Origin of the sequence: Mesorhizobium sp. LSJC280B00, assembly GCF_000502835.1 — a bacterium.
Classification (GTDB): domain Bacteria; phylum Pseudomonadota; class Alphaproteobacteria; order Rhizobiales; family Rhizobiaceae; genus Mesorhizobium.
In genome coordinates, this window is the sequence record NZ_AYVL01000039.1 from 1 (window position 1) to 14,249 (window position 14,249).

The window sequence follows — 14,249 nt, forward strand, 5'->3', positions numbered from 1 at the left end:
CAGTTCGAGGACCAACACGCCCGGCAGATGGTCAAAACTGCGGCTTGACCCTGTCCGGTCCGAGGGGCGCACGTCCAAAGACGTGGTCGAATACTTCGGCGAGAACATGCGCCGCGTGTATTTCGGGCTTTCAGGACCCGACGCCAACGAGACCAACATCAAGCTGGTCTGGTACTACAACAACATGCTGGGACGCCCTGCACAGAAGAAAATCATCTCCCGGCAGCGCGGCTACCACGGCTCCGGCTTGGTGACCGGAAGTCTGACGGGACTGGCATTCTTTCACAACCACTTTGATCTTCCGCTGGAAATCGTCCGTCTCACACTACTCCGGATTGGTATCGCCAGGCGCAGGATGGCGAAACAGAAGAAATGTTTTCAAAGCGCTGTGCTGCGGAGCTTGAAGCCCTCATCATCGCGCAAGACCTTAGCACCTAGGCGCGTTCATCGGAGAGCCTGTGCTCGGCACCGGCGGCGTTGTCCCGCCGCCAAAGGCATACCGTGTTGGGACAAGTGTCATGTCGCCCACGAGGTCGTCACCGATTGGCTGCACCGGCGAGAAATTCGGTTGGCATTTGTACGGTATGCGTCCCGACCTGGTCACAATTGCCAAGGGCCTCAGTTCAGCCTATCTCCCGATCTCGGGCTCAATCATCGGAGAACGGGTCTGGTCGGTGCTGGAGCAGGGGAGCGAGAAATAGGCACCCTTGGGTCCCGGCTGGACGTACTCGGGTCACACCTTTTGTGTCGCCGCGTCGCTGGCGAACTTCATGTCCTGAAGAAAAGGAACCCATGTGCGCGAAGTGGGCTATATTGGCATGCGCAGATGAAGGCCCAACTTGAAGGCAACCCCATTGTCGGTGAAGTCCGGGGTGTAGGCATCCTGCGGCGGTCGAGTTCATGCGCGACCCGAATAACCTCGTGCCCTTTGACCCCGGTGTGTTCAGCTACTACCTCGTCGTGTTTTTCAATGGGCGTGCCCAGAGGCGTTGAGAACCTAACTTTGGCTTTTCAGCCTAGAAAACAACAGTTTTGTTGCCGTTCAGGATGACCCGGTCCTCAAGGTGAAGCCGCACTGCGCGAGCCAAGACCCGGCGTTCGATTTCGCGTCCCTTACGGACTAGATCAGCCGGCGTGTCCTGGTGGGATATTCGCTCTACGTCCTGTTCGATAATCGGCCCTTCATCGAGGTCCGAGGTCACGTAGTGGGCCGTCGCGCCAATCAGTTTTACCCCGCGCAGATGCGCTTGATGATAGGGCTTCGCGCCCTTAAAGCCTGGCAGGAACGAGTGGTGGATATTGATGCACCGCCCAGCCAATCTGGCTGTGAAACCGTCTGACAATATCTGCATGTAACGCGCGAGAACAATGAGATCGGGGGCCGTGCGCTCGATGAGCTCGACGAGTTTCGCCTCCTGCTGCGCCTTGTTATCCCCACTGACAGGAAGGTGGAAGAAGGGCAGACCCTTGAGATCGGTGGAGGCCAGGTGTTCCTGGCCGTGATTGGAGCCTACTGCGACTACGTCCATCGGAAACTCGCCAATGCGCCAGCGATTAAGAAGGTCAGCAAGACAATGATCGAACTTCGAGACCAGCAGCATCACTCGTTTGGGAAGCGACAGGGGCCGCAGGGTGTATGTCATAGCGAGGCGCCCCGCGAGTTCTGCAATCGCACCGGCCGGTTCCTTACCGGAGGGCGCATCGCCGAGGTGTGCGAAGACCACCCGCATAAAAAACAGTCCGGTTTCCGGGTCGCTGTACTGCTGGGCCTCAACAATGTTGCATCCCGCTGCGTAAAGCAGGCCAGCAACGGCGGACACGATGCCCGGCTGATCCCAGCATGAGAGCGAAAGGACGAGAGACTGATCTGATGACATTGGCGAAAGTCCAAATGATCTGATTGACGATGGCCAGGGGACAAGGCTCAGACCTTGATGAGTTCGGGCGCGATCAACTGTTCTGCGTCGCGCCACTCGCCTTTCACGCGGCTGCGTCCGGCGTCAAAGAATGGCCGCAGAGAAGCGACGGCAGAATAGCGCTCTCCTGCGATCTCGATCTCGAATTCCCCTGCCGCCAGCCAGTCCGCCGTCACCCCAGTATCCGAGTTGAGGTGTCCCATGCCGATACCGCAGCCAACAGTGTGGCCAAATCCGGCGGAGCGCAGGTATCCAACAAGTGTTCCATTACGCCAAACGGGCTCGGTGCCGAACATCAAAGACTTGGCATCGGGCGCAGCGAGCTGGACCAGCCGTCGGCATAAGGGCTTGCCGCGCTGAGCCTCCAGGGCCGCGCGTCCGATGAAATCTTCGCGCTTATCCCAGGAAACCGTAAACCCCAGTCCCGATTCCAACGGGGTGTCCTCGTCGCCGACATCCGAACCCCAGTCTCGGTAGCCCGCTTCCAGGCGCAACGTGTTGAGGGCGACATATCCGGCGTGGCCTAGGCCGAGATCTGCACCGGCGGCGACCAGGGCGTCGTAGACCCCTAGTGTTTGTTCGGTCGGAATGTGAAGTTCCCAGCCCAACTCGCCGACAAACGTCATCCGGAATGCGAGCGCGAGGCTATACCCGACCTCGATTTCACGAGCCGTTGCGAAGGGAAATGCCTCGTTGGAGAAATCCGCAGGACTGACGCGCTCCAGTAACTCACGCGATCGCGGACCCATCACGGAGAGGGTCGAATATCCGGATGAGACGTCGGCAACCGAGACGTGGCCGGCTCCCTTGGCATGCAAGCGCAGCCAGGCGAGATCACGGGTGCGTTGGACGGCCGCTGTCACGACAAGAAATTCCTCGTCACTGATGCGCGCGATCGTGACGTCGGACTCCATACCGCCTCGCTCGTTCAGCCACGGCGTATACACGATCCGCCCGACCGCCACGTCCACGTCGTTGGTGGACAGGCGCTGTAGCAGGGCAAGGGCGTCCGACCCTTGGACCAGAATGTGCGCGAACGAGGTCTGGTCAAACAAGGTGACGCCAGACCGTGTCGCCGTATGTTCGGCGCCACTGTGTTCGAACCATTCGTCGCGACCGAACGTCGCATGGTTTTCACTCGGCGATCCCGGGTTCCCAAACCATTGAACGCGTTCCCAACCAGCACTTTCACCAAAATTCGCGCCGGCGGCGGCCAAGCGGTCGTGGAGCGGGGATACGCGGACGTTGCGCGCCGACTTCGGTGACTTGTGCGGCAAGTGAAGCGTCCAGAGGTTGCCGACCGCCTCCACCGTACGATCGTACAGATACCGCTTGTTCCGCTGGAAGGGCATGGATCGCCGGACGTCCATTTCCCAGCAATCGCCCGCCGGCAATCCCGTCGACATCCATTCGGCCATGACCTTGCCCGCGCCCCCTGAAGACTCGATGCCGCAGGAATTGAATCCAGAGGCGACATAAAGGCCCTGAATTTCAGGTGATGGCCCAAGGTGGAACTTGTTGTCCGGCGTGAAGCTCTCCGGGCCGTTGAAATTAAGTTGCAGACCGACATTTGCCAGGACCGGCATTCGCTCGATGGCCGCGGAGAGATAAGGTTCGATGTGGTCGAAATCCTCGGGCAGCGAATCGAAACTGAAATCGTGGGGTATGCCGTTCACGCCCCAAGGCTTGCCGTCGGGTTCGAAGAAGCCCACGAGCAGTTTCCCAGCGTCGGCCTTTGCATAGACGCGTGCGTCCATATCACGGATCGTCGGCAGGTCGTGGGGGAGGTCGGGAATAGCCTCGGTGACAACATAGAAATGCTCGGCAGCTTGCAACGGCACCGACCAGTTGAGATCAGCTGCCACGTCCCGCGTCCACAGGCCGGTGCTGATGACCGCCTTTTCAGCACGGACCGTCCCCTGACTGGTTTCCACACCGACGAAGCGGCCCTTCTCGACGAGGATGCGCGTTACGGGGGTCCGTTCAAGGATCGTTGCTCCACCCTGGCGAGCCCCGGCCGCGAAGGCGCGGGCCGTATCGATAGGGTTGGTCATCCCGTCGGAAGCGATCCACGCTGCCCCGAGAACATCACTGACGTCGAGCAACGGAACGCGGCGCTGGGCTTCAGCCGCGCTAATCATCTCCACGTCCAAACCAAACGAGCGGCCCATCGAGGAGCCGCGCTTCAGCTCTTCAAGCCGGTCCTGGGTCGCGGCCACGGTGATGGAGCCGGTTTGACGAAAACCGGTGGCTTGACCGGTCAGATTTTCAAGATCCCTGAACAGCTCGGCCGAGTATTGAGCGAGCTTGGCCATGGTTTCATTGGCGCGGAGCTGCGTCACGAGGCCCGCAGCATGCCATGTGGTGCCGCAAGTCAGCTGGTCGCGCTCAAGCAGCAGCACGTCCCTGTGGCCCAGACGGGTAAGGTGATAGGCTATAGAGAGGCCGATAATGCCACCTCCGATGATGACGTACTTGGCATGGGACGGTAATTTGCTGGCCATTTGAAACCCTATTGTAGCCTTGTCACGAAAGAGCGGGCCAAGGCGGGTTGATTGTGGCCAATAAACTACTGTCAGACGTGCTACGATTTCCGGCAATCTGCAGGCTAGGACAGCAGTATTTCTGCGCCATTCAGTGCTCTGATGCAGCGTTACTCCAGCGGAATGCCCTGAGGCGATTTCCTAGGTCAGCACCGCGCAACTGGCAACGCGTTGCATTGCCGGTAACATAGCCTGTATAACCGCTGAAATTCAGCCTTCGGCTGTGGTATCCCGCACAGGAGGTTGGAGAGACATCCACAGCCGAGATCACCGTACATGAAATACGACCGGATCGATGCCCGCATCCTGGAATTGGTTCAACGGAACAACCGCTTAACTTCCGACGTCATTGCCGACAAAGTCGGACTTTCCGCAACGGCGTGCCAGCGCCGCCTCAAAAGACTTCGGGCAGAAGGGATTATCGAAGCGGACGTCTCGATTATATCGGCTAAGGCTGTCGGCCGACCCATCCAGATGATCGTCATGGTGACCTTGGAGCGGGAGCGCGCCGATATCATCGACAAGTTCAAGCGGGATATCAAATCCTCACCGGAGATTGCGACAGGGTTCTACATAACCGGCGAGGCGGACTTCGTGCTCTATATTACCTCCCGCAGCATGGAGGATTATGAACAATTCACGCGGAAGTTCTTTTATCAAAACGCGCACATTAAGAGCCTGAAGACGATGGTGGTCGTCGACCGGGTCAAGGCAATGTTCGTTATCCCTATTGAGAATCCGGACGACCCTTAAACGGCCCTGCGCTTTTAAATACCGATGCTGCAGGCAATGCTGTCAGTTGCCATGCGCTTGCGCCATTCGGCGGCGCCGGAGGTGACAATTGACGCGCCGGCCGCATCTACAGCCAGGATCACTGGCATATCCTGGACCTCAAACTGGCCCGCACTGCAATGCGCACGAACTTTGGTAGATGGGCCGGGACAAACAGGAGTGAAAGCCAACTGCGTTCACGGAACGCCTCCGTTGACGTATCAACCTCGATACGCTGACGAAGGATGAGACCCGGCAATGGCAGTGCGGCCAAGGTCCACGATCGGGGCGCTGATGGCATCGTGCTGGATTTGGAGGATTCCGTCCCGTTGCCGTCTAATCCGACGCCCGGCACGCGCAGTCTCGCCCATCTCGGTCACCGTCACCTCGCCGCCCTAGTTGAATGTTGGCGGACTCCAAATTCCTGACGAATAGCCACGGTATGAGCGCCCAGCGCCGGAACCGGTCGCAACGCCACGGGTTCGTTGTTGGAAATCGCGGCCGGAGCAATCACGTCGATGTTGCCGCCTGGCGTCCCCGGGGCCCGGGTAAGCTCTGGATTTTTCAGGAACGAAGCACAGAAATTGACCTATTCGCGGTCGTTCTGAACCGAGAAAGATCACCGCCTTGCCGTCGGCACACCAGGCGTCAGCGAGGGATGGTTCACGTCAGAACGCAATGTGCGGCAATTCCAGTAATCGTGCTGGAGCACCGGTACGCTCATACAGTCACATCAAAGAGCGAAACTTTGATAGAAGCTCCTTTTCCCGTGCTCTCGCGGGCAAAGAGGGCTTGTAGCATCATACGCCGTCCTGCAGAAATATCACACACCGACTCTGCGCCTTCCGGGGTGCTTGTAATGGCAGACAGGCCAATTACAGCCATCTAATATCTAGATGGATTCACATCCGTCGATCACAAGTGATTGGCGACGCACGAGGCCCAAGCGGCCTTCACACACAACGAGTTAGAACGAAGATCCAGAACGGACCGGACAGGCCGTCGTGCTCTTTGGTGGCCGAGCCGGTTAGCGCGCTAGCGCGCAGCTTGATCACACGCCCAGCGCTCTTCTGGCCGATCGTTTCCCGAAGCATGTATCTGGCCCGCATTACTGCCCACAGTCGTTCGGGAGGATTCCGACGACCTCGGCGGGCCGCTTTAATCTCGCCACTGGCGCGATAGGGTTGTCAATCGAGGTGCCGCGCCTAGCTCCTGCGCCACAAGCAAAGGCCATTCTGGAGTGACTACAGAAGCTCTCCAAGCCATTTGGCACCCATATCGGCATCGAAAACGAGGTTTGAGTGATCCGGGTGCGGCCCAGCTCGGCGCGTGCGGTATGCAGCCATACTTGTCCCTGGCATCTAACGCCGCCGGGCAGACGACGCCGAACGCAGCCATGACAGTACCAGCGTGCCCGCGGTCCGATCTAGCCGCCGGACGATGGACTTGGCATTGCGGATTGCGACGATCTCGCCAACGAAGCGGCGATAGTCGGGCTGAAGTGCCATCTCGCACCCAGATCGGAACGATCATCAAACTGAATTTGACAGGGTGCGGAGTGCGGGAACTTATCCGTTCTAAATATTGCCATATACCGGGAGCCTGACCATGAACATCGTCGAAGGCCTCGAAGATTTGCACCGCGAGCGACAGTTTGGCCCCGCCATCTTCATCAGAATCCGCGAACTCGGATATCGCTTTGGAGGCCAGGTTTGTCGCGGAGGGGCAGTATTGCTGGTGATCAACTTCATCAATCCGGTGCGGGTGGTGTGCGGCTGAGGCCGATCACACTTCGCATGGCACTGTTGTGGTGCGCCTTCGGCGCGTTTGCACTTGCAAAGGCATCGCTTGCCAGCTTCTACAACAAGATCGGCGTTATGGGTGAGCAGGTCAGCGACTTCACCAAGATCGGCATCACCTTGATCAGGCCTCTATCTCGCCTGCATTGGGGGCATGTTCCCCAATCTTAGCGGCACGAAATCCAGACTCAAATCCTATTCCTGTCCCCGAGAGAGTTGAGCTATGTCCAAGGCTATTCTTATTCACGCCAATGGCGGTCCCGAAGTCCTGAAATATGAGGTTGCCGACCCCGGTCAGCCCGGTGCAGGGCAGATCCTGATCAAGCACACCAGCGATCGGCCTCAACTTCATCGACGTCTATTACCGTTCGGGCCTTTACCCGCCGCCCGGTGCGTTCCCTCTGATCCCGGGAGGCGAGGCGGCGGGCGTGGTGCTGGCCGTCGGCGCCGGCGTCGACTGGCTGAAGCCGGGCGACCGCATCGCCTACGCCGTCCAACGTCGGTGCTTATTCCGAGGAACGGGTGATCGCCGCCGATCGAGTGGTCAAGGTGCCGGACGGCTTGAGTGACGAGCAGGCGGCGGCAATGATGTTGAAGGGCATGACGGCGGAGTGGAGTGCGCCCCTCGGACCGGACAGGGTCAAGCCGCAGTTTTGACCATCTGCCGGGCGTGTTGGTCCTCGAACTGTTGCGGGCTGAGATAGCCGAGCGCTGAGTGCAATCGGCGGGTGTTGTAAACCTCATCGATGAAGCGGGGAAGGTCCTCAGCGACGTCGGCGAAGGTTTCGTAGGCCATCGGATAGACGGCTTCGACCTTCATCGTCTTCATGAAGCTTTCCGCTTTCGCATTATCGTAGGGATTGCCGCGCCGGCCCATCGATCCAATAAGATCGTGCTCGGCGAGAACGTTGCGGTAGAGGAGTGCGGCATATTGCGACCCTCGGTCCGAGTGATGGACGCAGCCCGGCGGGGGTTTTCGTCGTTCGATTGCCGCCTTCAATGCTGCAACGGTCAAGCGCGCGTCTTCGACCGACCGATGGCGTAACCAACGACCTTGCGTGACCAGGCATCCAAAATGACCGCGACGTAGACGAAGCCCGCCGCAATCGTCACGTATGTTATGTCGCTCACCCAGAGCTGGTTCGGGCCGTCGGGTGTCACGTTCTTCGCCAGGTTCGGGAAGATCGGCAACTCGTGATCGCTGTCCGTAGTGGCGATGAAGCGCCGCCTGATCCTGGGCTGCAGACCGTGCTCGCGCATCAACCGTCTGACCTTCTTGTGGTTGACGACGATGCCGCGCTGCCGCAGCGCCGCCTGCATGCGGCGATAGCCGTAAGCTTCGAAGCTNGCTCGCGCATCAACCGTCTGACCTTCTTGTGGTTGACGACGATGCCGCGCTGCCGCAGCGCCGCCTGCATGCGGCGATAGCCGTAAGCTTCGAAGCTGTCGGAGATCTCACCCATCGTCTCGACGAGCGCTGTGTCATCCACGGCGGTTTCGGGCTGATCGTAGTAGGTTGATCGCGCGATCCCCATCAGCCGGCATCCTTCAGCGATGGAGACACCGCCGGGCCGGTGATCACGGATGTAGTCCCGCTTCTCGGACGTGGTGCGCTTTTCAGAGCCCCCTTTAGAAACTCAATTTCCAAGGCTTGCCGGCCTACCAGCCGCTCCAGCGCTGCGATCCGCGCCTCATAGGTCTGCATCGTGTCGGCCGCCGCCACGTCTTCGTCGAAGGAGCCGGCCTCGTATTTCTGAACCCAGATGCGGATCAGGTTACGCGGCAGTTCGTGCCGCTTGGCGAGACCATGCAGCGTCTCGCCGGACAGGAACTCCTGCACTACCTGACGTTTGAACTCGATGCTGTGCGTGCGATAAGTCACCATGGGCTTCCATCCTTCGAAAGCCCGGCTTCCAAGTCAATTCTGCTTGTTCATCCTGTCCGGTCCGAGGGGCGCACTCCACTTTTGGGGACACTCTTGGTGATAAATGAACCAGCGCCGAGGACGCGCCTGAAGCAAGTCGAGCTTTCCTATGCCATACTTTTGGCGTTTCACTAGCTTGAGTTTGGTGATCTGGCCCTTGCTCTGACCGTTGGACCATAGCGATATGATCGCCACGCTGACGGCCGAGCGGTCTTTGAGAACGCCGCTGTCCGAGCGGCCATCACGAGCCATCATCGAACGGCCAGACAGAGGTTCAGATTACCAAGTTCAAACTCGTCAAGCACCAAATGTATGGACGTGGAAAGATCGACCTCCTGCAAGCCAATTGATCGATGTGGCATGAGCCCAGTTTTATCGAGATTGCGTCAGACCCTCGATTCCGCGATCATTGACAGTATCACCGCTTACATCGCAACTTTGGACGGGCAAGGCCCGGCGGTGTCAGGTGGCGCGAGATCTGGGTCGGCATGGCGTCAAGGCCGCCCTCGATCAGGCACGCAGGCGCGCAAGCTCCTTTTTGATATCGATCCCTCGCACAGATCGTCGTCATCCGTGCTGAAGCCACGCTGCCTATGTGGAACATTTAGAATTCCTGAGAGCACATTCGCTGCTTACATCCGCCCAACGATACTATGACGGAATTGTGGCCCCGGCAATCTGCGTTTCATCTGAAAACCAGATGGCCTCGATACACAGACTGAATTTGACGTAAACTCCGCGGCAATTGAAAACTAACTGAACAATTAAAGAGCAGAATTCGCAGACGGCAAGGATGAGCTTTTTTTGGTAAACCGCTGGCACTTCAGGCAGGCGAGTGTTCGCTGTCGCTATTTTCGTTGCCAACCTTGCTTCGTTACCGTTCGATGTGCTGCATTGGGCTGTCTCATTCTCGGCGGCGATTTCGGAACCTCGATTCCAGAGGATTTGGCGATTCTCGAGAAGGAGTAAACATCTGTGCGATCGTCGATTGATGCGGTCATCGAGGGCAAACTCAAGGAGTTTTCGATTCCAGGCTCAGCATTTGGGATCGTGCAAGATGGCAAGCTCGTTTGGGCAAAGGGTTATGGATGGGCAGATGTCACACGCAAAGTTCCGATGACGCCCAAAACCATCATGAATATTGGCTCCGTGTCGAAGACCATTACGGCGACAGCCGTGATGCAGCTTTACGAGCGAGGGTCAATTGACCTCGATACCTATGTTAGCAGGTATCTTCCCTATCATGTCGTCAATCCGAAGCACCCATCGATGGCGATCACAGCACGGCGGCTCTTGAATCATCGTTCGTCAATCCGAGATGGGAAGTCTTACTGGCAGAGCTACGCCTGCGGCGATCCGGCGGCTGCGCTTGGCGACTGGCTCGAGGCATACCTAACGCCAGGAGGGGCCTATTATGACGCCAACGACAATTTCCATGGGTGGGCGCCCGGCGTACTCGGATCGGATCAGCCCGGCGGGTATTGCAATGTTGCTTATGGTCTGCTCGGCCATCTTGTCGAGTGCGTGACCGGCACGCGCTTCACCGATTATTGCGCCGACCACATCTTCACCCCCTTGGGCATGAACAGCACTGGCTGGTATGTAGGTGATATCAATGTTGACCGGCATGCGGTTCTCTATGGCAGGGTCACCAAAGAAAAGTTGGAGAAGGCTAGGCAATCTTTTTCCTCCCTATTACCAGCTCCTGGTTTGACAATCGATGAGCTTACGCCGGGTGGGCGCATGCCGCATTGCCTCTACAGTTACCCCACCTATCCGGAGGGACTTGCGCGCACGAGCATAGAGGAACTGTCGCTCTTTCTCGCCACTTATGGAGACCGAGGCGGAAATCAGTTACTGAAAGAGTCGACCGTCAACCTGATGCTCTCTGAAATCCATGATGGTCGCCCTCTCTGCTGGCACAAACTCATCCTTGAAAATGGTGATGTTATTTGGGGCCACGGTGGCAGCGATCCCGGTGTCAGGACCCATATGGGCTTCCGTGAAAAGGACGGAACTGGCGCCATTATCTACTTCAATGGAGACGACATTGGTGACAGCAGAGAGGTCGTTATCGAGAGCCTTTTTTGCAATGCCGCAACCCTATAACCTTCGTTCCCGCGGGTGGTGCGGGCCGCGGGCAAAGGCCAGCCTGGAGCGTCTACAAAAGCCGTCAAACCCATTTGGGACCGAGATCGCCCTCGAGAACGATATTTCTTTCATCAGACTAAGGCCCAGTTCGTCGTGATGACGCGGCTCGGATGCGCGAATCAAAAAGCCTTATCCAGAAAGCCGCGGGATTGGCGACATAACGATTTCCGCAATGTCATTGAGAGCTACTTGTCGCTGGTTGGCTAAAACAAGTTGCAGCAAACCTGCTGACATCAGTTCCGTAAATTCTTTACCAATGGAGGTTGAATAGTGACCGAAGCACCACACCTAACTTTCGATCTCGACAGGCCGGGCATGACCACGGGGCACCTTGTCGTCCCTAAAGGCGCCGACTGCGAAGCTCTTTCGCTCCCGGTCTTCAGCCTCAATAAAGGGGAGGGACCGCGCCTCCTTATCACTGGCGGAAATCATGGCAATGAATTGGAGGGGCCAATTGTCGCGCGACGACTTATTGAGTGGCTGCCTGAAGCGCAAACCTGTGGAAGGGTCATTATATTACCAGTGCTCAATCCGCTTGCCTTGCAGGCTTGGAGCCGCAACACGCCGGTCGATGGGTTGAATCTCAATCGAGTGTTTCCAGGCCGCGCCGATGGGTCGGTAACGGAACGAATTGCGGATGCTGTTTCACGCCTGTTGTTGCCAATTGCCGACACCGTATTTGATCTGCACAGCTTCGGACCAACGTGGGATTTCCCACCGGCGGTCGTCACCCATCCTATTGCTGATGCCGATCTCATGCCCAAGACGCTCCGAATGGCAGAGGCATTTAAATTGCCCGTGACATTGCTCTGGGAATACGACGACACGCCTGGAATGTTCGATACTTGGGCGCATAGCCAAGGCAAGGTTTTCGTTTGTGCTGAACTAGGCAGCGGCACGGTCGGCTCCGAAGCGTTGGCGATCTATGAAGCTGGGCTGCGCAACGCACTAATTGCCCTCGGACTCGTCGAAGGAAAAGCCGACCATCCGACCTTCCGCCAACAGAAGTCCAGCCGGACACTTGAAACACTCATGTCTGACGCGCTGAAATCGCCCGCGCGCGGCATCTTCGAACCTCGCCGCTCGGTGCTGGATGAAGTGAAGCAGGGAGATCGTATCGGCATCTTGCATCCGATGGACTCGCTGTCGGCTAATCCCATTGATATTTGCGCGCCTGCTACTTCTATAGTTTTAGCTGTAAAATCCGGAATGTATGTGGACACCGATGCGAGGGTGGCGCTCCTCGCGAGACCGCTCAGCCTCTGAGGAGCGCTTGCGCGTCGAACGGCTATTGGACTACGCCAGCAGGAAGGGAGGTGACTTGCTGGCACCTCCCAAGCCCCGCTCGCGGTTGAGCGCATGGAGCCACCTCCTTTGGTGCCGGATGCAGATTGAGTATGACGTCAGCCAAGCTCTTCTTCGCGCAGCCGCCTATTGTCAGCGCAAGATAGCGGAGATCATATGCGCGGAGTTTGGTCTTTAGCCGCATTGATGCACAGTGGCTTTTGGCGGCCTTGTAGTGGCGATGTAGTTGCCGTTGCGGTGCTTCTTGACACCCTCGTCGGGCGCCGGCGGAGCCGTCGTGATGGGAAGGCGGGGTTTGCGAGTTGAGGTCAGCAGGTTCGTTTCGAGGCATCGGCGCCCCGTCGGCTGCGTCAGGAGCCGCGGGATCCGATCAAGGTCGATGCGCAGGATGCGCTGGTCGGGGCGGGGATTTGCATCTTGATCTCGACCACCCGTGCGGCGATCTTGATGAGGCGCAAAAGCAGCGTGTCGAATTGCGCGACTGAAAAGCTCGAGCCTTCGGCACCGCAGCGCGCATGCCCCACAGGAGCCAGTTGGCACCGGCGTGCAGGAAAAGCCCGAACTGGTTGGCTGTGGCCTTGGTGCAGAACGTTCGGTCGGCGGCAAGATGCGTCGCCCAGGATTTGATGTGGTTCTCGGCCGCGCCGCTCCGGCGAGTAGAGATCTTCGTAGGGCGCTGTGGCCTTGCCACCGGCCAGATTGGTGACGATGAAGCGGGGTGGGCTCCTTGGGCGCCAACCTCGACCCGCGCGATGATTCGATCCACGCCGCTCCCAGCTGGCGCCCCGTCCAGGAACCCCTTCAAGTGGCGGACCTTATCCGTCTTCGATGATGTTTCAAAGCGCGCCATCGTGCTGGCTTCCAGATCCGCGACATGATTGCGCAGGCTCGTGGTTGGCGCCACGCCGAGGATGAAGTCAACGTCATTGGCGCGGCACCAGTCTATGACTTGGACCGCAATAGTGGCTGTCGGCCATGATCAGGACCCGGGTGTTCGGCCAGTTGTTCCGGATCGCCCGCGCCAGGCGGCGCAGGTGGGGCGGATTTCAGCTCCACTCGGCCGCCCGGCCGGACGCAGGACCGCAGCGACGAACCGACCCGCGCCATAATAGAATACCACGATCGGCTGGAAACCGTACTCGTCGTTGTGGGCATTGAAGAGGAAGAGGCGAAGCTGTTGGCCTCCGTGCACCGCGTCAAAGGTGTCGTCAATGTCGAGTACGATCCGCTTCGGCACCTGCCGGAAGGAGGCGCAGTAGAGGTCGACCATCTCCCGGCACATGGCGAGCAGCGAGGCCAAATCGGGCAGGTTCTCTAGTAGGCACATCGTCGATTGCGACGCCAGATCCCGGGCCCGAAGGCAGCGCATCCTGTCCATCTTGAAGACCGGCTCGGAACGCAGCCGGTTGGCGTCGTTGCCATCCTCGTAGCCGGCGGCGATTGTGGCGAACAATTCTGATGAGAAGCGGCGGTGGATGTGCTCCCCCACGGCCAAATGGGTATCGCCGAGGCATTCTCAATTGTGCGGAATGAACAAAACCCGTTGCTGGCGATGCTCGACCGTCATCGGGCTGAACCGGAATGGTTAGATGAGAACGCGGTGTCGACATTCAGGACTGCCTTGGGGGACCACCATCGTTGCTGTGGAGCAGGCCGTGGCGCGCCTCATGCAGGCAGGGGCGAGATGGTCTAGAATGTTCGCTACATCTGGGTCCATCGGTCCATCTCAATACCAGATGACATCGATACACAGACTGAATTTGACGTAAGCTGCGCGGTAGATTGAAATTCGATGAAACAAAGCCAAAAGCGCAGAACCGCGCCAAGCCAAGAATGGGGA

9 protein-coding genes and 5 pseudogenes are annotated in these 14,249 nt (G+C 58.4%); 6 read left to right on the plus strand and 8 right to left on the minus strand.

Going from position 1 to position 14,249, the window contains the following annotated elements; genetic code table 11:
• Positions 1 to 73 precede the first annotated feature (73 nt).
• A pseudogene (locus X773_RS78575) lies at positions 74 to 304 on the plus strand (aspartate aminotransferase family protein); the annotation flags it as partial.
• A 712-nt stretch (positions 305 to 1,016) separates the two neighbouring features.
• Here X773_RS78575 and purU read toward each other — a convergent pair.
• A complete protein-coding gene (gene purU, locus X773_RS69920) occupies positions 1,017 to 1,877 on the minus strand; it encodes a formyltetrahydrofolate deformylase (RefSeq protein ID WP_023680075.1) in 861 nt (286 codons plus the stop codon).
• Positions 1,878 to 1,924: 47 nt separating this feature from the next.
• Entirely contained in the window at positions 1,925 to 4,420 is a 2,496-nt protein-coding gene (locus X773_RS69925) for an FAD-dependent oxidoreductase (RefSeq protein ID WP_023680076.1), read from the minus strand.
• A gap of 315 nt (positions 4,421 to 4,735) precedes the next feature.
• On the opposite strand from X773_RS69925, the gene X773_RS69930 reads away from it, so the two are divergent.
• The 3 genes and pseudogenes from X773_RS69930 to X773_RS69940 form a co-directional block, all read left to right on the plus strand.
• On the plus strand, positions 4,736 to 5,212 hold the full coding sequence (locus X773_RS69930; protein ID WP_023680077.1) for an Lrp/AsnC family transcriptional regulator: 477 nt from the start codon (positions 4,736 to 4,738) through the stop codon (positions 5,210 to 5,212).
• 1,752 nt (positions 5,213 to 6,964) lie between these two features.
• Positions 6,965 to 7,249: pseudogene (locus X773_RS69935) on the plus strand (hypothetical protein); the annotation flags it as partial.
• A 3-nt stretch (positions 7,250 to 7,252) separates the two neighbouring features.
• Positions 7,253 to 7,644: pseudogene (locus X773_RS69940) on the plus strand (alcohol dehydrogenase catalytic domain-containing protein); the annotation flags it as partial.
• Positions 7,645 to 7,669: 25 nt separating this feature from the next.
• Here the strand turns inward: X773_RS69940 and X773_RS76875 are convergent.
• The 5 genes and pseudogenes from X773_RS76875 to X773_RS78585 form a co-directional block, all read right to left on the minus strand.
• Positions 7,670 to 8,044, minus strand: a complete 375-nt coding sequence (locus tag X773_RS76875; protein ID WP_198023645.1) for an integrase core domain-containing protein — start codon at positions 8,042 to 8,044, stop codon at positions 7,670 to 7,672.
• Positions 8,041 to 8,349: an IS3 family transposase gene (locus tag X773_RS76880; RefSeq protein ID WP_245274838.1), complete on the minus strand. Its 309-nt coding sequence runs from the start codon at positions 8,347 to 8,349 to the stop codon at positions 8,041 to 8,043. Before X773_RS76880 ends, X773_RS76875 begins: the two co-directional genes overlap by 4 nt.
• Positions 8,289 to 8,564: an IS3 family transposase gene (locus tag X773_RS76885; protein ID WP_023680085.1), complete on the minus strand. Its 276-nt coding sequence runs from the start codon at positions 8,562 to 8,564 to the stop codon at positions 8,289 to 8,291. The genes X773_RS76880 and X773_RS76885 overlap by 61 nt, the downstream gene beginning before the upstream one ends.
• Complete coding sequence (locus X773_RS69950) at positions 8,564 to 8,914, minus strand: transposase (protein ID WP_023680086.1); 351 nt, start codon at positions 8,912 to 8,914, stop codon at positions 8,564 to 8,566. The genes X773_RS76885 and X773_RS69950 overlap by 1 nt, the downstream gene beginning before the upstream one ends.
• A 33-nt stretch (positions 8,915 to 8,947) precedes the next feature.
• Positions 8,948 to 9,178, minus strand: a pseudogene (locus tag X773_RS78585) (hypothetical protein); the annotation flags it as partial.
• A 750-nt stretch (positions 9,179 to 9,928) separates the two neighbouring features.
• Between X773_RS78585 and X773_RS69955 the strand changes: the two are divergent.
• Positions 9,929 to 11,062, plus strand: coding sequence for a serine hydrolase domain-containing protein (locus X773_RS69955; protein ID WP_023680088.1), 1,134 nt, complete (start codon positions 9,929 to 9,931; stop codon positions 11,060 to 11,062).
• 312 nt (positions 11,063 to 11,374) lie between these two features.
• Positions 11,375 to 12,370, plus strand: a complete 996-nt coding sequence (locus X773_RS0139635; protein ID WP_031212923.1) for a succinylglutamate desuccinylase/aspartoacylase family protein — start codon at positions 11,375 to 11,377, stop codon at positions 12,368 to 12,370.
• 409 nt (positions 12,371 to 12,779) lie between these two features.
• On the opposite strand, the pseudogene X773_RS73950 reads toward X773_RS0139635, so the two are convergent.
• Positions 12,780 to 13,898 (minus strand): annotated as a pseudogene (locus tag X773_RS73950) (transposase).
• Positions 13,899 to 14,249: the final 351 nt, after the last annotated feature.

Excerpts from the sequence above, each read along its gene's own strand:
- purU (WP_023680075.1), bottom strand. The coding sequence starts at position 1,877 with ATGTCATCAGATCAGTCTCTCGTCCTTTCGCTCTCATGCTGGGATCAG.
- X773_RS69925 (WP_023680076.1), bottom strand. The coding sequence starts at position 4,420 with ATGGCCAGCAAATTACCGTCCCATGCCAAGTACGTCATCATCGGAGGT.
- X773_RS69930 (WP_023680077.1), top strand. The coding sequence starts at position 4,736 with ATGAAATACGACCGGATCGATGCCCGCATCCTGGAATTGGTTCAACGG.
- X773_RS76880 (WP_245274838.1), bottom strand. The coding sequence starts at position 8,349 with ATGCAGGCGGCGCTGCGGCAGCGCGGCATCGTCGTCAACCACAAGAAG.
- X773_RS69950 (WP_023680086.1), bottom strand. The coding sequence starts at position 8,914 with ATGGTGACTTATCGCACGCACAGCATCGAGTTCAAACGTCAGGTAGTG.